This window comes from Parvimonas micra (genome assembly GCF_037482165.1).
GTDB lineage: Bacteria > Bacillota > Clostridia > Tissierellales > Peptoniphilaceae > Parvimonas.
In genome coordinates, this window is the sequence record NZ_CP148048.1 from 263068 (window position 1) to 282284 (window position 19217).

The following is a 19217-nucleotide window of genomic DNA, read 5'->3' on the forward strand; positions in this document are numbered from 1 at the left end:
AATGAGCTTTAAAGAAAAAGTTTTTAATATTTTAAATATGGAAATTGGAAATAAACACAACTTATTAGATTTAAGTATTTCTTTAAAAGAAGCAGGACTTCTTTTAAAATCAAATATTAATACTGCAGAAACTATAAACTTGCTTTCAAAAACTTCGCCAAATAAAAATTTAAAGAAAATTTTTTCAGAAGTTTATGAAAATTTATTGCAGGGACATGATTTATATAACTCCTTTTTAAAAGTTAATAAATTTGACAATTTATTTTTATCTTTGATAAAATCAGGGGAAAGTTCAGAAAGACTATCTGAAGTTTTTCTATATCTATCTTTGTACTATGAAAAAAAGTATAAACTTAAACAAAAACTTATAAGTTTATTAACTTATCCCTTTATTTTATTGTCGGTTACAGTTATAGTTTTAATTTTTCTTTTGAATAATGTTATACCGACATTTTTGGATATTTTTGAAGATAGCAATATTGAATTACCTGCCATTACAAAGTTTTTAGTTAAAAGCATTGATTTTGTTAAATATAATTATCTTTATATTATTTTAGGAATCTTGGTTTTTATCATATTGCTAAAACGAATTTCAAAAAAATATAAAGTTAGAAGATTTTTTGGAAAATTGCTATTTAAAATTCCATATATAAAATCGCATTATCAAAACTATATAACTTCTGTAATTGCAAAAAACTTTACTATCTTGCTTAATGGAAATATAAATATAGTTGACAGTTTAGAGATAATAAAAAATTCTACTAGAAATGTATTTATACAAGAACATTTGGATAGAGCAATTTTGGAAATAAAAAACGGTAATTTGATTTCAAAATCTTTAAATGATGAATTAATTTTTAATCCCGCATTTATAAACATGCTTGCAATAGGAGAAAGTAGTGAAAATTTAGTTGAAATATTAGAGAGTGCAACGGAATACTATGATTCAAAAATAAATTATTCAGTTGATAAAATTTTACAGTATTTACAACCTTTAATTATAGTTTTAATCTCCTTATTTGTAGCATTCATTGTATTTGCAATAGCTATTCCAATTTTTGATTTATCAAACGGAATAAGTATAGAATAATTATTTTAATGGAGGTAATATATGAGAGCATTACTTGTAATTGATTTACAGAAAGGAATAATAAGTCAAAGAGATTGTAGTAATGAAATAGATAAAATTAGATGGTTGATTGAGGATTTTAAATGTAAGAATATGCCAATTATTTTTACCAAACATCTTGATGAAAATGTTGAAAGTCCTTTATATAAAAATTGTGAAGGGATTGAAATAATAGATAATTTGGATATAAACGCAAAATATATAGTTGAAAAAAGTAAGCCAGATTCATTTTTCAATACTAATCTTGAAAAAATTTTAAAAAATGAAGGTATCACTGAATTGGTTGTTTGTGGCTTTAATACTGAATATTGTTGTTTGTTTACTTCTATAGTTGCAGCTGATAAAAATTTTAAGGTCTATTTTATAGAAGATGCAACCGGAACGGTTTGTGATGAAAATACTTACGAAATGCCCGGATTGGATATTCAAGATTTTATAGGGTCAATACTAAATTGGTCAAATATGGTAAATGTTTTGTATTTAGATGAATATAAAGAAGAATTTATTTAATAAATTTTTAATTAAAGTAAAGCAAGTTATTTTAAAACTAACTTGCTTTTTTGCTATATATAACTTTATTATTAATATAATTAGGTCCAGCATTATTCTTGAAAATTATTAACATAAGTTGTATAATTTAATTAACGACGAAAACGTCTTTAAGTTATATAATTATTTAAAATATAATTTTTAAGGCTTGTTATTAATAATAAATATCGATAAGAAAATAATTAATTTTTATGTAGCGACTAAATTTTATAATCTTTTTTATAATTAAGTACTTTAGTTATTCACATTTCTTTTCTAATATGATACAATATATGTGAGAAAATTTTGGAGGAAATTTGTTGAGTAGAGAAAAAATATATGTAAAAAACCATTATAGATATGATGCGATATTTGTATTTTCTATTTTAGCGATGTCTGTAGGCTTTCTTTTTGACAGTCCTAAAGAAATTTTATACGGATATATTAATATTTTAAAATCTCCAAGTCATTTACTTACTGATTACATGGCGGTAGGAGGAATAGGAGCAACATTTTTAAATGCTGGTCTTCTTATGTTGCTTGCGTCTTTTGTATTGTGGAAAAGACAGCAGTTGTTGACAGGTCCTATTATAGCAGCACTTTTTACGCTTTTTGGTTTTTCTCTTTTTGGAAAAAATCTATTTAATACAATTCCAATAACTTTTGGAGTTTACCTTTATGGTAAAATCGAAGGGTTAAAATTTAATACATTGACAATGAATAGTCTGTTTGGAACAGCTCTCGGTCCTGTTGTAAGTTATTTATGTTTTGGAATAGGGCTTCCGTTTTTTAAAGGATTACTTATTTCTTATGCAGTTGGGATTTTTATTGGAATGATTATTCCTGCACTCTCTGCATCATTTTTACGTTTCCATCAAGGTTACAGCCTATATAATATTGGTTTTACATGTGGGGTTATTGGCCTTTTCATTCAAGGGGTTTTTAAATCTTTTAATTTAGAAGTAAAAAATGTAAATGTTGTAAGTGATGGAAATTTACGAATTGCAATTATAATGTATATATTTTTTACTATAGTTTTTGTTTTAGGATTTTATCTAAATGGATTTAGTTTTAAAAATTTAGGAAATTTATTAAAGAATAGTGGTAGGGCTCCATCTGATTTTGGGAATATTTATGGTAGAGGTGTCAGCATGATTAATATGTCTGCACTTGGAATTATATATACTACTTATGTGTTAATTATGAATCAACCTTTAAACGGACCGGTTCTTGGTGGTATATTTACTATTTTTGGTTTTGGAATATTCGGTAAACATATTAGAAATGTATTACCTATTCTTGTAGGAACATTAATTGCGTACTTTTTAAATATTTATGATCCACATAGTGTTTCTGCAACAGTTACTATTTTATTTGCAACAAATTTAGCCCCGGTTGCTGGAGAGTATGGTTTTATTGCTGGAATATTTGCAGGCTTCTGCCATGTATCAATTGTTTCTAGTGTTGGTGTCTTGCATGGAGGCTTAAACCTTTATAACAATGGCTTTTCAGGAGGCTTTGTAGCAGCAACATTAGTTCCAATTTTTGAGTCAATTAGAAATTCGAGATTTTTTTATAATAAAGGAGAGGAATAATTTTGAATACAATAAAAAATGAAGAAAATTGTGCTAAGTTAATAGTTAGTGGACTTGTTCATTATTATTTTAGTAAAAGAGTTCAAAATTTAAAAATAGATTTTAAAATAGAAAAAGATTCCCTAAGAGTTATTGCTGAGGGAAATGTTAAAATAAAGCCAAAAGATTTAGAAGAATTAAATAGAATTTCGAATTCTGCAAGACTTCCTGAGTTTGAAAATTATTATGATAATTTAATAGGATTAGGAAGCAATTCAAGTGACATATCAAATATAGATGCATTAGGCTCTATGGTTGATGAAGCTATAGTTTCTTATTCCGATGATGGTCTTTTGACTATTTTATTAGTTAGAAATTTCTAGCCTTTAGTATTTGGTGAATTGTACATATTAGTTTATTGTCTTGCTCTATGGGGTATTACAATTATGCTAAATAAAACTACTATAAGGAGTAACATATATGAAAATATTAGAGGTAAAGGATCTTCATGTTAATGTTGGAGATAAAGAAATTTTAAAAGGTATAGATTTAGATATTTTTGAAGGAAAGGTTCATGTTATTATGGGACCTAATGGTGCAGGAAAATCTACTCTTACTAATTCAATTATGGCTCATCCAAACTATGAAGTTACAAAAGGCGACATATTTTTCAAGGGCGAAAACATAAATGAATTAAGAGCTGATGAAAGAGCAAAACTTGGAATGTTTATGTCTTTTCAAAATCCTGAAGAAGTACCTGGAGTTACTGTTTCTAATTTTATTAGAGCTGCAAGAATGTCAATAACAGGAGAAAAAGAAAGTGTTGTTGAGTTTCAAAAAGAGCTTGAAGAAAAAATGGAAAGTTTAACAATGGATACTTCCTATGCTCAAAGATATTTGAATGTTGGTTTTTCAGGTGGTGAAAAGAAAAAGACAGAGATTTTACAAATGGTAATGTTAAATCCTACATTTGTAATGTTGGATGAAACAGATTCAGGTCTTGACATTGACGCTGTTAGAATTGTTTCAGAAAATGTTGAAAAATTTAAAAATGAAAATAAATCAATTTTAATCATAACTCATCATAGAGCAATATTATCAAGAATTAAACCGGATTATGTTCATGTTTTATATGATGGTAAAATTGTTAAAACATCAGATGCTTCTTTGATTGATAAAATTCAAAAAGAAGGTTATTTATGGATTGAACAAGAGGTGTAGTTATGACATCAGAAAGAAAAAAAACACAAGTAGAAGAAATGGACAGAGGTGTCTATGATATAAAAAACGAGGTAAGATACTCTTCAAAAACAGAAAAAGGCTTAACTCGTGATATTGTTAAACAAATTTCTAAGGAGAAAAATGAACCAGATTGGATGTTAGATTTAAGACTTAAAGCTTTGGAAGTTTTTGAAAAGTCTAAAAATCCAAATTGGGGACCTGATTTATCTCCTGTTGATATAAATGAAATTACAACTTATATCAGTCCAGATGCGAAAATGAGTGGAGATTGGAATGAATTACCTGAAGATATTAAGGGTACATTTGATGCTCTTGGAATTCCGGAAGCTGAATATAAGAGAGAACTTTCAGGGGTTGGAGCTCAATATGACAGTGAAGTTGTTTATCATAGCTTAACTGAAAAAATGAAAAATCAAGGTGTAATCTACACTGATTTTGAAACTGCCGTAAGAGAATATCCTGATATAATAAAAGAATATTTTATGACTTGCATAAAGCCTGAAGATCATAGATATGCTGCATTACATTATGCAGTTTGGAGTGGTGGCTCCTTTGTTTATGTTCCAAAGGGAGTTAATGTAAGTATTCCACTACAATCATATTTCAGACTTAATGCACCGGGTGCGGGACAATTTGAACATACTTTAATTATCATTGAGGAAGGAGCTTATTGTCATTTTATCGAAGGCTGTTCAGCTCCAAAATATAATGTTTTAAATGTTCATGCTGGAGCGGTTGAACTTTTTGTAAAGAAAAATGCAACTTTAAGATATTCTACAATTGAAAACTGGTCAAGAAATATGTATAACTTAAATACAAAAAGAGCAATTGTTGATGAAAATGGAACTATTGAATGGGTTTCTGGATCCTTTGGCTCAAAGGTAAGTTTACTATATCCGATGAGTGTATTGAGAGGAGAAGGAGCAAAGAGTGAATTTACAGGAATCACTTTTGCAGGTAAAGATCAGTACTTAGATACAGGAGCAAAAGTTATTCATGCTGCTCCAAGAACAAGCTCATCAATAAATTCAAAATCCATATCAAAGGGTAATGGAGTTGCTATTTACAGAGGACTTGTAAGTGTAAAACCAAATTGTCCAGGTTGTAAATCAACTGTAACTTGTGAATCTTTGATGTTGGATCAAGAATCTCAATCAGATACAATCCCTGTAATAGATATTCAAACATCAGATATTGACTTAGGTCATGAAGCAAAAATTGGTAGAATTGACGATGATGTAATTTTCTATCTAATGAGTCGTGGTATTCCTGAAGAAGAGGCAAAAGCCATGATTGTTAGAGGTTTTGCTGAACCGATTGCAAAGGAATTACCTTTAGAATATGCTGTTGAAATGAATGCTTTGATTAATCTAGAACTTGAAGGAACTATTGGTTAGGGGGTGTCTGTATGAGAGGAAATTTTATACCAAGTAATACTTGGAATGCAACAAGAGTTAATAATACAGAAGTACAATTACCTAATTTAAATCCAAAAGAGTATTCTTTAATTAAGAGTGAAAGCAAAAATCTTATTTTTTCTTATGAAAAATTTTCTTTTTCAAATGAAATAACTGAAAAATTAAATGAATTTACAAATCTTAAATTGGATTTTGTTTCAACAAAAGAAAATTCTTTAAATCAAGTTGTTTCGTTAGAATTAAATGAAGAAAATAATCAATTAGTTGATATTATAAAAATAAGAGCAGAAAAGAATTCAACTTTAAATTTAACTTTGGATTATTTTTCAGATGAAGCAGTTAAAGGTTTCAGACATTCTATTATAGAAGTTGAAGCTGAAGAAAACAGTAATGTAAAAATTTTCATTTCTCAAAGATTTTCTTTAGATGTTTTGAGTATTCAAAGCGTTTATTACAAGGTTAAAGAAAATGCAAATGTTGAATTTGTTCAAGTCGATTTAGGAGGCAGAGAAAATTATGTTTCCTATATAGGAGATCTCGTTGATAACAATTCAAATGTCAACGTAAATTCTATTTATTTCGGCAAAAACGAACAAAAATTAGATTTTAATTATGTGGCAACTCAAAGAGGACGTGCTACAAATTATGATTTGGCGATTAAGGGAGCATTAGCTGACAAAGCTCAAAAGACTTGTAGAGTAACTATTGACTTTAAGCGTGGATCATCTACTTCTAAAGGTTCTGAACAAGAATATGTAACATTACTTTCAGATGATATAAGAAATGTTGCAGTTCCTATTTTACTTTGTACTGAAGATGATGTTGAAGGACTTCATGCAGCAAGTGCAGGTAAAATTGATGAAAACATATTATTCTACATTATGAGCCGTGGTTTTAGCGAATCAGAAGCAAAGAGATTGATTTTAGAATCAAAATTTGCTGAAACTATTGACTTGATAGATAATGAAGAAATAAGAAAGAGAGTTTATACAACTTTATCCAAAAAACTTTCGGAGGTATAATATGACTAAAACTATTCTTGATATTAGAAGAGATTTTCCATATTTGAACGAAGAAAAAGTTGGGAAAAAAGTTATTTATTTAGATAATGCAGCTACAAGCCAAAAGCCACAAGCTGTTATTGATACTATAACAAATTACTATTCTTATCAAAATGGAAGTCCACATAGAGGCAGTCATTACTTAAGTATGTCTGCAACAGAAATTTATGAGGGAACAAGAAAAAAAGTTAAGAATTTTCTTAATGCAAAGAGAACTACTGAAATAATTTTTACAAAAAATGCTAGTGAAGCACTTAATTTAGTTGCCTATTGTTATCTTAACAAATTAGAAAAAGATGATGAAATAATGCTTAGTATTATGGAACATCATAGTAATTTATGTACTTGGCAATTTTTAAAAGAAAAAACAGGTGCTAAACTTAACTATATTTACCTTGATGACAATTTCCAATTGGATATGAAATCTTTTGAAGAAAAAATTTCCGATAAAGTAAAATTGGTATGTATAACTGCTGCATCAAATGTAGTAGCCACAATGCCTGACATCAAAAAAGTTATTGAAATCGCTCATAAAAACGGAGCAAAAGTTTTAGTTGATGCTTCTCAAATTGTTGCACATAAAAAATTAGACGTCCAAGAATTAGATGTTGATTTCTTAGCCTTTTCAGGACATAAAATGTTAAGTGCAATGGGCGTTGGTGTACTTTATGGAAAATTTGACCTCTTAAAAGAAATGAATCCTTTCCTTTATGGAGGAGACATGATTGAATATGTTTATGAGGATTATTCAACATATCTTTTACCGGCAGGTCGTTTTGAAGCGGGAACGCAAAATGTAGGAGCAGTTGCTTCACTTGGTTCTGCGATTGACTATCTAGAAGAATTGGGATTTGATTATATAGAAAAACTGGAAGGAGAACTTATGAATTTTGCTTTTGAAGAAATGAAAAAGCTAGATTTCATAAAGACTTATACTACAACTGAAGAAAACAGATGTCCAGTTATAGCTTTTAATGTAAAAGATGCACATCCTCATGATGTATCTTCAATACTTGATAGCTTTGGAATTGCAATAAGAAGTGGTCATCATTGTGCAGAGCCTTTGCATAGATATTTGAATGAAAATGCAACTTGTAGAGTAAGTTTTTCTTTCTATAACACTAAAGAAGAAGTAGAATATTTCATTGAGAAATTAAAAGAAGTAAGGAGAATATTACATCTTGGACATTAGAGAAATTTATACTGAGATAATAACAGAAGAAAGTAGAAATACAAAAAATAAAAGATATTTGGAACATCCGACTCACGAAGAAAAAGGTCATAACCCAAGTTGTGGAGATGAAATTACATTACAATTAGATATTGAAGATGGTATAATCAAAGATGCCTCTTATGTTGGAGTAGGTTGTGCAATCTCCCAAGCTTCAACATCTCTTATGATTGATTTAATTAAGGGAAAGACTTTAGACGAAGCAAAAGAACTTTGTGAAACATTTTTGGCAATGATTACAGAAGGACTTGAGGGTGATGAGCTTAAAAAACTTAAGGATGCTGTAGCTCTTCAAAATATTTCTACAATGCCTGCAAGAGTTAAATGCGCTGTTCTTGCTTGGCATACATTAAAAAATATAATCGAAGCTAATTAAATAAGGTCGTAGCTCTTTTGAGTTGCGACTTTTTATTGTGAAACAATAAGGTTACAGGGCACCAACCTGATCCGAAGCATCGTGGAAGGGTGGGGTTCTTATTTTGGAGGGTATATGAGGATATTTTTTATATTATATTTGCTTTTAGACGGTTTGTTATACAACTATAAATTATTGATTTCTATAATTTTTATAATGAATTTAATATCTTTTACAATATTTTATATTGATAAAAGAAAAGCTATAAAAGGCAAGAATAGAATTTCAGAGAATAGCTTATTGTTATCAGCTTTTTTATTAGGCTCAATCGGAGCTTTTTTATCCATGCAAATATTTAGACATAAAACTAAAAAACTTAAATTTAGAATTTTAGTACCACTATTTTTTGTGGGAAGAGTGTTGATTTTATATAATTTATATAAATATGTAATTTAGTATTGACTTTGCTAAATTAAATGAATATAATTGAGTTATAAGAATTGTAAAAGTATTTATAATAATATTTTAAATTATAAGGAATAGAGGTGTTTATATGTCTAATTCAGAAATAACAATTTTGGCATTAATATCTATACAATGTTGTGCAATTGTGTTTTCAATTTATAGTGTGGAGAAAACAATCAATAAAAACAATAAAGAAATGTTGTCTAAAATAGATAAATTAAATAATACAATAAAAAAACTGGAGTCAAAGTTAGAAAAGAAATAAAAAATTATTTAAAGGAAGTGATAAAAATTACTTCCTTTTTTGATTCTGAAATTAAATTAAAATTTATCTTTAAATAAATCGTATAAATGAGAGGCTAATACTATTCCAAAGCAGACAAATGTTATAGTAGAAAGCTCTTTGAAATGAAATATAATTAAAAATACTATTATAGTGATTGTTAAATAATTCATCCATTTTTTTCTCATAATTGCCTCCTTTAGATTAATATTAAATAGTAATTTATTGAACTATCAAAATAATATATTTACAACTATATTATACCATAATATAGTATTTAATTAAAGTATTCATAATATGAAATTAAAATTATCAGGTTCAAAGGTCAATTTCTGTTTAAAAAAATGAAAAAATTCCAAAAAAAGCCTTTACTTTTTATAAAAAATCTGTTAAAATTTAAAGATAATAATGTAATAGTGGGATAATATGTATTTTTATCTTTTTTTAATTTTTCAAAGGGGTGAAGTTTTATGACACATACTGAAAAGTATGGAATCACAGAAAGGGTTAGTTATTCAAAAATTCAAAATGTTTTGGATCTTCCAAACCTAATTGCCATTCAAACTGATAGTTATGATTGGTTTATTAAGCAAGGAATTAGAGATGTTTTTGACGATATTAGTCCGATTAGAGACTATTCCGAAGCTATGAAGCTGGAATTTTTAAATTATCGTTTAGAAAATGCTCCAAAGTATTCAGAACAAGAATGTAAGGATAGGGATATGAACTATTCAACACTTCTAAAAGTAGATGTTCGTTTAACAAACAATAATACAGGCGAAGTTAAAGAACAAGAAGTGTTTATGGGAGAAATTCCTTTGATGACTGACAACGGGACTTTTATTATTAATGGGGCTGAAAGAGTTATCGTAAGTCAGCTTGTTAGAAGTCCGGGTGTATATTATGGAGAAGAAATTGACAAGTCAGGTAATAAGTTATTTTCTTCAACAGTAATTCCGAACAGAGGTGCTTGGTTAGAATATGATACCGACACAAACGGAGTTGTAAGTGTTCGTATTGACCGAACAAGAAAATTGCCTATAACAACTATGATTAGGGCGTTGTTATATGAAACAAATGAAGAAATGGTTGAAAATTTCGGAGATATTAAAGAACTTCATACTACTTTGGAAAAAGATATAACAAAGAGTTATCAAGAAGCTATTCTTGAAATTTATAGAAAATTAAAGCCGGGGGATCCTGCTACTGTTGAAAGTGGGGAAAGTTTATTACATAATTTACTTTTCGATCCAAGAAGATATGATCTTGCAAAAGTTGGTAGATATAAATTTAATAAGAAATTAGCTTTAAGAAATAGATTAATAGGAACAATTTTAGCTGAAGATATTTTCAAGACCGATAAATTTGGTGAAATGGAAAAAATTGCAAGTGTTGGAGATTATATTTCAGAAGAACTTGCTGAAAAAATTGAAAATGCAGGATATAAGAGAGTTCATGTAAAAGTTGAAGACAAAGAGATTATCGTTGTTGGTAACCACTTTGTTGATATTAGTGCGTTTGAATTGGGATTTGATATTTCATGCAATGGACTTTCAGAAAAAATTTACTATCCAGTTATGATGGAAATTTTAGAAGCTGCATCAGAATATGAAGGCGAAGAATATGAAACACAAGTTAAGAGAGCTGTTAGAAATAGAGTTAAAGAGCTTTCTCCTACTCATATTATTCGTGATGATATTGAAGCTACTGTAAGTTATGAATTTAACTTATTCTATGGTCTTGGAATTTGTGATGATATTGACCATTTAGGAAATAGAAGAGTTAGAGCTGTTGGAGAACTTTTACAAAATCAATTTAGAATTGGTTTATCAAGAATGGAGAGAGTTGTTAGAGAAAGAATGTCAACTCAAGATCCAGATCTTGCTACACCTCAAGGACTTATTAATATAAGACCTCTTGTTGCGTCTTTAAAAGAATTCTTTGGTTCTTCACAATTATCACAATTCATGGATCAAAACAATCCACTTGCAGAACTTACTCATAAGAGAAGATTATCAGCATTAGGGCCTGGTGGTCTTAGTAGAGATAGAGCAGGATACGAAGTAAGAGACGTTCATGAAAGTCACTACGGAAGAATTTGTCCGATAGAAACTCCTGAAGGTCCAAACATCGGTCTAATTACTTCTCTTACAACTTATGCAAGAGTTGATCAATATGGATTTATTGAAACACCATATCGTGTTGTAAATAATGGAATTGCTACAAAGGACATTGTTTATTTAACTGCTGATGAAGAAGATGAAGTTATTATTGCCCAAGCTAATGAACCACTTGATGAAAACGGACGTTTTGTAAACGAAAGAGTAAGTGGTCGTGGTATTAATGGCGAAAATGATATTTATCCAAGAGATACAATTCAACTTATGGACGTTTCTCCTCAACAAATTGTATCAGTTGGTACAGCAATGATTCCTTTCCTTGAAAATGACGATGCAACTCGTGCGTTGATGGGTTCAAACATGCAAAGGCAAGCAGTGCCTCTACTTGTTACTGAAGCTCCTATCGTAGGAACTGGTATAGAACATAAAGCGGCAAGAGATAGTGGGGTTGTTATCGTTGCTAAAAATTCAGGAATTGTTACAAAAGTTGATAGTGATGAAATTCATATCAAAAGAGATTTAGATAATGTAGTTGATAAATATAGATTACTTAAATTTAAACGTTCAAACCAAGGAACAACAATTAATCAAAGACCTATAGTTAATGAAAATGACAGAATTAATGCAGGGGATATTATTGCCGATGGTCCTTCAACAGAAAATGGAGAAATTGCATTAGGTAAAAATATTTTAATGGCATTTATGAACTGGGAAGGTTATAACTACGAAGATGCGATGTTGTTGAATGAACAACTTGTTATAGATGATGTTTTAACTTCATTACACATTGAAGAACATGAATGTGAAGCGAGAGAAATCAAATTAGGTTCTGAAGAAATCACAAGAGATGTTATAAATATCGGTGAAGATATGAGAAAGAACTTAGATGAAAATGGTATTATAAGAATTGGTGCTGAAGTTAATTCAGGAGATATCTTAGTTGGTAAAGTATCACCTAAGGGAGAAACTGAGTTAAGTGCTGAAGAAAGACTTTTAAGAGCTATTTTCGGAGAAAAGGCAAGAGAAGTAAGAGATACTTCTTTAAGAGTTCCTCATGGAGAAACTGGTATTGTTGTAGATGTCAAATGTTATAGTAGAAAAAATGGAGATGAATTACCACCTGGAGTTAATGAAGTGGTTAGAGTTTATGTAGCTACTAAGAGAAAGATTAATGTAGGGGATAAAATGTGTGGTAGACATGGTAACAAAGGGGTTATTTCAAGAATTATGCCTCAAGAAGATATGCCATTCTTACCAGATGGAACTCCTTTACAAATCGTTCTTAATCCATTAGGGGTACCTTCTCGTATGAACATCGGACAAGTACTTGAAGTGCATTTAGGACTTGCAGCTAAAAGACTTGGTTGGAAAGTTGCAACACCTGTATTTGACGGAGCAAGTGATATTGATGTTCTTGATGCATTAAAGCTTGCTGGTTGTCCTGAATCAGGAAAAATAAAACTTAGAGACGGAAGAACTGGAGATGAATTTGACAATCCTGTAACTGTTGGTTATATGTATATGTTAAAACTTCACCATTTAGTAGATGAAAAAATTCATGCTAGATCTATCGGACCTTATTCTTTGGTTACACAACAACCACTTGGTGGTAAGGCACAATTCGGTGGACAAAGATTTGGAGAAATGGAAGTTTGGGCATTGGAAGCATATGGCGCAAGTCATACTTTACAAGAAATGCTAACTGTTAAGAGTGATGACATTGTAGGTAGAGTTAAGACTTATGAATCAATTGTTAAGGGTGTAAATATTCCTGAACCAGGTATTCCTGAATCTTTCAAAGTTCTTATGAAAGAATTACAATCATTATGTTTAGATGTTAAATTGATTGATGAAGAAGGAGAAGAAATCAAACTTAGAGAAAATTCCGATGAAATTAAGGCTCAACTTGTTTTAAATGAAGAGTATGCCAAAGAAGAAGAGGAAGAAGATTTTGACTTTGATTCATTCTATGATCAATCTGGAAATAAGGAAGAAGATTTTGATGGCTTTGACCTTAGTTTCTTAGAAGATAAAGATGAAAAAGAAAAAAGTAGTTCAGAAGAAGTAGAACAAGACGAAATATTTATAGAAGAAGATATTGATCAATAACATAGAGGAAGGGAGTGGACTCCTTGTTGGAATTAAATAATTTTGATGCAATGAAAATTGGCTTAGCTTCACCTGATAAAATAAGAAGTTGGTCAAGAGGAGAAGTTAAAAAACCAGAAACCATAAATTACAGAACCTTAAAGCCTGAAAAAGATGGTCTTTTCTGTGAAAAAATATTTGGACCGGTAAAAGACTGGGAATGTAATTGTGGTAAGTATAAAAGAATAAAATACAAGGGAAATGTATGTGAAAAATGTGGAGTTGAAATCACAAAGTCTAAAGTAAGACGTGAGAGAATGGGTCATATAGAACTTGTTGCTCCGGTTTCTCATATATGGTATTTTAAAGGAATACCTTCAAGAATGGGTCTTATATTAGATATGAGCCCAAGAGCACTTGAAAAAATCTTATATTTTGCAAATTATGTTGTTCTTGATGCAAAAGATACTGACCTTTATGTTAAACAATTACTAACTGAATGGGAATATGGAGAAGCTTGTGAAAAATTTGGTGCAGAAAATTTCAGAGTTGGAATGGGTGCTGAAGCAATTAAAGAGCTTTTAGAAAATATAGATTTAGATGAGCTTTCAGATGAATTGAAAAAAGGTCTTGTTGATGCAACTGGTCAAAAGAAAATTAGACTTTCAAGAAGACTTGAAGTTTGTGAAGCTTTCAGAAAATCAGGAAATAGACCTGAATGGATGATTATTGATGTCGTTCCTGTTATTCCACCTGATTTGAGACCTATGGTTCAACTTGAAGGTGGAAGATTTGCAACTTCAGACTTAAATGATTTGTATAGACGTGTTATAAATAGAAATAACAGATTGAAAAAACTTATTGAAATTCATGCTCCGGAAATCATTATGAGAAATGAAAAGAGAATGTTACAAGAAGCTGTGGATACATTAATAGATAATGGTAGACATGGAAAAGCCGTAACAGGAGCAGGAAATAGAGAGCTTAAATCTTTATCAGATATGTTAAAGGGAAAGACAGGAAGATTTAGACAAAACTTACTTGGAAAGCGTGTTGACTATTCAGGACGTTCAGTAATCGTAGTAGGACCAGATTTAAAATTCCACCAATGTGGACTTCCTAAAAAAATGGCTCTTGAATTATTCAAACCTTTCATTATGAAACAATTAGTTGAAGACGGAATTGTTCATAATATTAAGAGTGCAAAAAAATATGTAGAAAGATTAAATTCAAATGTTTGGGACATTTTGGATAAAGTTATCAAAGATCATCCTGTGCTTTTAAACAGAGCACCGACTCTTCATAGACTTGGTATTCAAGCATTTGAACCGGTTTTAGTTGAAGGAAAAGCAATAAAATTACATCCGTTAGTTTGTACTGCATATAATGCCGACTTTGACGGTGACCAAATGGCTGTGCATTTACCTTTATCAACTGAAGCTCAAGCAGAAGCAAGACTTTTGATGCTTTCTACAAATAATATTTTAGCACCAAAAGATGGTAAGCCTATCACAACTCCTACACAAGATATGGTATTAGGTTCATATTACTTAACAAGTGGAACTGTTGAAGAACAAGCTGTTCGTTCATTTATGGATTATGATGAAATGTTTAAGGCTTATTCTACAAATAATGTTAAAATTCATGATACTGTTAATATCTTGTATAGAGATGAAGAAACAGGAGAAAGTCAAATCGTAAAATCAACTGTTGGTAGATTTATATTTAATGAACATATTCCACAAGATTTAGGATTTGTTGATAGAAGTAAAGATAAATTCTCATTAGAAATAGATAGACTTGTAGATAAAAAAATGCTTGGTAAGATTGTAGATAAATGTTTTAGAAAACATGGAAATATTAAAACTGCTGAAGTATTAGACTATATTAAATCTACAGGATATAAATATTCAACAGTTGGAGCTATTTCAATTTCAATGAATGACGTAATAGTTCCGGAAGAAAAATGGGAAATTCTTAAAGAAGCAGAAAAGAAAATTGCTGTTTATGAAGAATTATTTAGAGACGGTTTAGTTTCCGAACAAGAAAGATATGAATATGTAATCTCTGTTTGGACTAAAGCTACTGAAGATATTACAAAGATTCTTGTTGAAAAACAAGATCCTACAAATAGTATTTCAATCATGGCCGACTCAGGAGCCAGAGGTAATATTAACCAAATTAGACAGTTAGCTGGAATGCGTGGACTTATGAGTTCTGCTACCGGTAGAATTGTAGAAATTCCTATCAAAGCTAACTTTAGAGAAGGTCTTTCTGTACAAGAGTTCTTTATTTCAACTCACGGTTCAAGAAAAGGACTTTCAGATACTGCACTTAGAACAGCTGACTCCGGATATTTAACAAGAAGACTTGTAGATGTTTCTCAAGATGTAATTGTTAGAGAAGATGATTGTTGTACAGATGAATATGTATTAGCTAGAGACTTTAAAGACGGAAATGCTATAGTTGAAAAGCTTGCAGACAGAATTGTAGGAAGACATTCATTTGAAGATGTATTAAATCCTACTACAGGAGAAATATTAATTCATAAAAATGAAATGATTACTGAAGGATTGGCTGAAAAAGTTGAAAAGCTCGGAATTACAGAAATAAAAGTTCGTTCAGTTCTAGGTTGTAAATCTAAACATGGTGTTTGTGCAAAATGTTATGGACGTAATCTTGCAACAGGAAATCCAGTTAATATTGGGGAAGCTGTAGGAATTATAGCTGCTCAATCTATCGGGGAACCGGGTACTCAACTTACCATGAGAACATTCCACTCTGGTGGGGTTGCCGGTGTTGGAATTACTCAAGGTCTTCCTCGTGTTGAAGAACTTTTTGAAGCAAGAAAACCAAAAGGACTTGCTTATATAACTGAAATTGATGGTACTGTAAAATTAGTTGATAATAAAAAGAGATATGATATAGTTGTAACTGCAGATGATGGTGATGAAAGAATTTATGCAATACCTTATGGAGCTAGAATTAAAGTTAAAGATGGAGAAGAAATTAAAGCGGGTGATATGCTTACTGAAGGTTCTATAAATCCACATGATATTTTAGTTATTAAAGGTCCAACAGGTGTTCAAGAATACATCACTAAGGAAGTTCAAAAAGTTTATCGTAATCAAGGGGTAGATATCGATGATAGACATATCGAAATCATTATAAAACAAATGCTTTCTAAAGTTAAAATCGATACTTCAGGTGATACTAATTTCTTAGAGGGAAGTTTAGTTCCATTTAGAGAAGTTGAAGCTGTTAATAGAGAAATGCTTGAAGAAGATAAGATGCCAGCAACTTTTGATAATGTACTATTAGGTATTACTAAGGCATCTCTTGCTACTGAAAGTTTCTTATCAGCAGCATCATTCCAAGAAACAACTAGAGTTTTAACTGATGCTTCTATTAAAGGAAAAGCAGATGGATTAATAGGATTAAAAGAAAATGTAATCTTAGGTAAACTTATACCTGCTGGAACTGGAATGAAAGTTTATAAATCAATCGAAATTGATTATGAAACAATGGAAGAAGAAGATAGGCTTGCAAGAGAAGCTGCTCTTGAAAATGCTGAATCAGAGGAAGATCATATTTTCGAGGAATCAAAAGAAAGTGCTGAATCAGATGAAGCAAAAGAAACTGAAACTGAAATCGAATCTGAAGTTGAAACTGAAGAAGTTGAAATCACGGAAGAAGTTGAAGAATAATATTTAGAGTCGGAAGAAACTTTCCGACTCTTTCTATAAAGTGAGGATTAATATGAAAAAAGCTTTAATTTTAACAGCATCTTTTGGTGGTGGACATAATAAAGCTGCTAATAATATAAGAGAAAAACTTGAACAAAAGGGATTTTATGTAGAAGAAATAGATTTACTAAAAGAAATTTCTGAAAAATTGGATAGTTTACTCGTTGGAGGATATTTAGGTATTGTAACAAAAACTCCTGAAATTTATGGACTAATATACAAGGGAACTAATATAACTCAATCACAAAATGTTTTTTCAAAACCAATTTTAAATATGTTGAGTAATAAAATATTACCTATTTTAGAAGAAAAAAAACCTAATGTAGTTATAGGTACTCATGTTTTTGCGATTGGAATTATGGAACATATTAAGCAAAAAAAATATTATGATGTTCCTTTTATTTCTGTAATTACAGATTTTATTACACATAAGATGTATTTTAGTGATTACGTTGATTATTATATTGTAGCAAGTGAATTTACAAAAAATAGAATGATTGATGACGGAATAAAACAAGATAAGATTTGTGCTTTTGGAATACCTATAAGTGATAGTTTTAAAGAAAGACATTATGAAAAGAAAGATGGTTTTAATATTCTAACTATATTTGGAACATTGGGAATGAATGATTTTTCGGAGTATATAATGCCTATATTAGAAATTTCAAATGATATTAGACTTACTATGGTTTGTGGTAAAAATGAAGAATTAAAAGAAAAACTAGAAAAAAAATATAGTTTGTTTATAGATGAAAATAGACTTGAAATCTTAGGCTATACAAATGAAATTGCAAGACTAATGGAAGAAAATCAGATTTTAATTACAAAACCTGGTGGACTTACAGTTTCAGAGGCAATAGTTAAAAATATACCGCTTATAATTCCTTTCTTTATACCAGGTCACGAAGAAGAAAATAAAAACTTCATTGTTGAAGAAGAAATAGGTGTATATGCAAACGGTATTGACGCTGTTGTAAAGGAAGTTAAAAAATTCTATAATAATAGAAGAAGGGTAGAATACATGGCTTTGAATATGAAAGATATAGCAAATGGATTTTCGGTTGATAAAATTGTAGAATTAGTTGAAAAAATAAGCTAAATTCATTGACAAAAATGTTTTCTTATAGTATAATGCACTATGGATAGAGATTTTTAGGAGGTTTTGTATGAAAATTAAAAAATATTTAATTTCTGCTATGGCTTTATTTTTAATGGGATCAATGGTTGCTTGTCAATCAAAACCAGCTGAAAACAAGAAAGCCGAACAAAAAACAGAAGAAAAGAAAGAAGAAAAGAAGGAAATGGAAAAAGCTTCTGAAGAAGAAAAAAATTCAACTATTAAAGCATTAGAAGAACAAAAATCAGTTGAATTAAAAATTCCAAATTTAAGTGATGCAGACAAAGAAAGTATTGAAAAGAAATACGAAAATCTAATTTCTTCAGTTAAAGAAGACAAAATTGACAAAGAAGAAGTTATTAAATTAGGAAAAGCTGCTGAAAATTATGTTAAGAATGTAAAAGAATCAGAAGGTGAAAAAAAATAATTTGATATTTTTAATGAGGGTTTTAAGACCCTCATTTTTTATTGTGAAAAAACAAATTGTAAATGGGATTTTATATATAATATATGAAGCATAAAATATTCTTAAAAATAATTAATAGTAATTATTATTGAAAGTTGTTGGGTATAAATAAGTCATAAATTTACTTCTTAATATAATTATTTTATTAAATTTAAAATAAAAAGTATAAACACTAATCACAAATATACTATTAGGATGTAAATACCACACTTAAAATTTATAGAGAATAAGCTATGTAAAATTTTTACATAGCTATTTTTTTATTCAAGAGCTATATTATAGACAAAGATAAGAAACTATTAAATCGTTGAAAAAACTCATTTACTATGATACAATAATTATGTAAAATAATGAAAAATTATTTTGTATAATTGAAATTTATGGAGTATTAGTT

General features: G+C 29.6%; 16 protein-coding genes. 15 read left to right on the plus strand and 1 reads right to left on the minus strand.

Annotation, left to right across the window (positions count from 1 at the left end):
• Window position 1 precedes the first annotated feature (1 nt).
• The 11 genes from WFJ11_RS01290 to WFJ11_RS01340 all read left to right on the plus strand — a co-directional run bounded on the left by WFJ11_RS01290 (window position 2) and on the right by WFJ11_RS01340 (window position 9268).
• A complete protein-coding gene (locus WFJ11_RS01290) occupies window positions 2-1090 on the plus strand; it encodes a type II secretion system F family protein (protein WP_293440446.1) in 1089 nt (362 codons plus the stop codon).
• A 21-nt stretch (window positions 1091-1111) separates the two neighbouring features.
• Window positions 1112-1639, plus strand: coding sequence for an isochorismatase family cysteine hydrolase (locus WFJ11_RS01295; protein ID WP_293440445.1), 528 nt, complete (start codon window positions 1112-1114; stop codon window positions 1637-1639).
• A gap of 338 nt (window positions 1640-1977) precedes the next feature.
• Complete coding sequence (locus WFJ11_RS01300; RefSeq protein ID WP_293440443.1) at window positions 1978-3252, plus strand: DUF1576 domain-containing protein; 1275 nt, start codon at window positions 1978-1980, stop codon at window positions 3250-3252.
• Window positions 3253-3254: 2 nt separating this feature from the next.
• Entirely contained in the window at window positions 3255-3614 is a 360-nt protein-coding gene (locus WFJ11_RS01305; protein ID WP_009354411.1) for a hypothetical protein, read from the plus strand.
• A gap of 97 nt (window positions 3615-3711) precedes the next feature.
• Window positions 3712-4452: a Fe-S cluster assembly ATPase SufC gene (gene sufC, locus WFJ11_RS01310; RefSeq protein ID WP_293440441.1), complete on the plus strand. Its 741-nt coding sequence runs from the start codon at window positions 3712-3714 to the stop codon at window positions 4450-4452.
• Between the two features lie 2 nt (window positions 4453-4454).
• Window positions 4455-5870, plus strand: coding sequence for a Fe-S cluster assembly protein SufB (gene sufB / locus WFJ11_RS01315; protein ID WP_293440440.1), 1416 nt, complete (start codon window positions 4455-4457; stop codon window positions 5868-5870).
• Between the two features lie 11 nt (window positions 5871-5881).
• The gene (locus WFJ11_RS01320; RefSeq protein WP_338817524.1) at window positions 5882-6913 is read left to right on the plus strand and encodes a SufD family Fe-S cluster assembly protein; all 1032 of its coding nucleotides are present in this window, start codon (window positions 5882-5884) and stop codon (window positions 6911-6913) included.
• Window position 6914: 1 nt separating this feature from the next.
• Window positions 6915-8144, plus strand: coding sequence for a SufS family cysteine desulfurase (locus WFJ11_RS01325; protein ID WP_338817525.1), 1230 nt, complete (start codon window positions 6915-6917; stop codon window positions 8142-8144).
• Window positions 8134-8559, plus strand: a complete 426-nt coding sequence (sufU, locus tag WFJ11_RS01330) for a Fe-S cluster assembly sulfur transfer protein SufU (RefSeq protein ID WP_293440437.1) — start codon at window positions 8134-8136, stop codon at window positions 8557-8559. Before WFJ11_RS01325 ends, sufU begins: the two co-directional genes overlap by 11 nt.
• 114 nt (window positions 8560-8673) lie before the next feature.
• Window positions 8674-8994, plus strand: a complete 321-nt coding sequence (locus WFJ11_RS01335; protein ID WP_293440436.1) for a DUF1294 domain-containing protein — start codon at window positions 8674-8676, stop codon at window positions 8992-8994.
• A gap of 97 nt (window positions 8995-9091) precedes the next feature.
• On the plus strand, window positions 9092-9268 hold the full coding sequence (locus WFJ11_RS01340) for a hypothetical protein (RefSeq protein WP_293440435.1): 177 nt from the start codon (window positions 9092-9094) through the stop codon (window positions 9266-9268).
• Between the two features lie 56 nt (window positions 9269-9324).
• On the opposite strand, the gene WFJ11_RS01345 is transcribed toward WFJ11_RS01340, so the two are convergent.
• Entirely contained in the window at window positions 9325-9474 is a 150-nt protein-coding gene (locus WFJ11_RS01345) for a hypothetical protein (protein ID WP_293440433.1), read from the minus strand.
• A gap of 282 nt (window positions 9475-9756) precedes the next feature.
• Here WFJ11_RS01345 and WFJ11_RS01350 point away from each other — a divergent pair, with 282 nt between their 5' ends.
• The 4 genes from WFJ11_RS01350 to WFJ11_RS01365 all read left to right on the plus strand — a co-directional run bounded on the left by WFJ11_RS01350 (window position 9757) and on the right by WFJ11_RS01365 (window position 18784).
• Window positions 9757-13515, plus strand: coding sequence for a DNA-directed RNA polymerase subunit beta (locus WFJ11_RS01350; RefSeq protein ID WP_293440431.1), 3759 nt, complete (start codon window positions 9757-9759; stop codon window positions 13513-13515).
• A 23-nt stretch (window positions 13516-13538) separates the two neighbouring features.
• Complete coding sequence (gene rpoC, locus WFJ11_RS01355; protein ID WP_338817758.1) at window positions 13539-17201, plus strand: DNA-directed RNA polymerase subunit beta'; 3663 nt, start codon at window positions 13539-13541, stop codon at window positions 17199-17201.
• A gap of 52 nt (window positions 17202-17253) precedes the next feature.
• Window positions 17254-18339 (plus strand): MGDG synthase family glycosyltransferase, encoded by a 1086-nt coding sequence (locus tag WFJ11_RS01360; protein WP_293440429.1) that lies wholly within the window; start codon window positions 17254-17256, stop codon window positions 18337-18339.
• A gap of 67 nt (window positions 18340-18406) precedes the next feature.
• On the plus strand, window positions 18407-18784 hold the full coding sequence (locus WFJ11_RS01365; RefSeq protein ID WP_293440427.1) for a hypothetical protein: 378 nt from the start codon (window positions 18407-18409) through the stop codon (window positions 18782-18784).
• Window positions 18785-19217 lie beyond the last annotated feature (433 nt).

Coding starts and splice junctions, on each gene's coding strand:
- WFJ11_RS01320 (WP_338817524.1), top strand. CDS start 5,882: ATGAGAGGAAATTTTATACCAAGTAATACTTGGAATGCAACAAGAGTT.
- sufC (WP_293440441.1), top strand. CDS start 3,712: ATGAAAATATTAGAGGTAAAGGATCTTCATGTTAATGTTGGAGATAAA.
- WFJ11_RS01350 (WP_293440431.1), top strand. CDS start 9,757: ATGACACATACTGAAAAGTATGGAATCACAGAAAGGGTTAGTTATTCA.
- WFJ11_RS01360 (WP_293440429.1), top strand. CDS start 17,254: ATGAAAAAAGCTTTAATTTTAACAGCATCTTTTGGTGGTGGACATAAT.
- WFJ11_RS01295 (WP_293440445.1), top strand. CDS start 1,112: ATGAGAGCATTACTTGTAATTGATTTACAGAAAGGAATAATAAGTCAA.
- WFJ11_RS01335 (WP_293440436.1), top strand. CDS start 8,674: ATGAGGATATTTTTTATATTATATTTGCTTTTAGACGGTTTGTTATAC.
- WFJ11_RS01325 (WP_338817525.1), top strand. CDS start 6,915: ATGACTAAAACTATTCTTGATATTAGAAGAGATTTTCCATATTTGAAC.
- sufB (WP_293440440.1), top strand. CDS start 4,455: ATGACATCAGAAAGAAAAAAAACACAAGTAGAAGAAATGGACAGAGGT.
- WFJ11_RS01365 (WP_293440427.1), top strand. CDS start 18,407: ATGAAAATTAAAAAATATTTAATTTCTGCTATGGCTTTATTTTTAATG.
- WFJ11_RS01345 (WP_293440433.1), bottom strand. CDS start 9,474: ATGAGAAAAAAATGGATGAATTATTTAACAATCACTATAATAGTATTT.
- WFJ11_RS01290 (WP_293440446.1), top strand. CDS start 2: ATGAGCTTTAAAGAAAAAGTTTTTAATATTTTAAATATGGAAATTGGA.
- WFJ11_RS01340 (WP_293440435.1), top strand. CDS start 9,092: ATGTCTAATTCAGAAATAACAATTTTGGCATTAATATCTATACAATGT.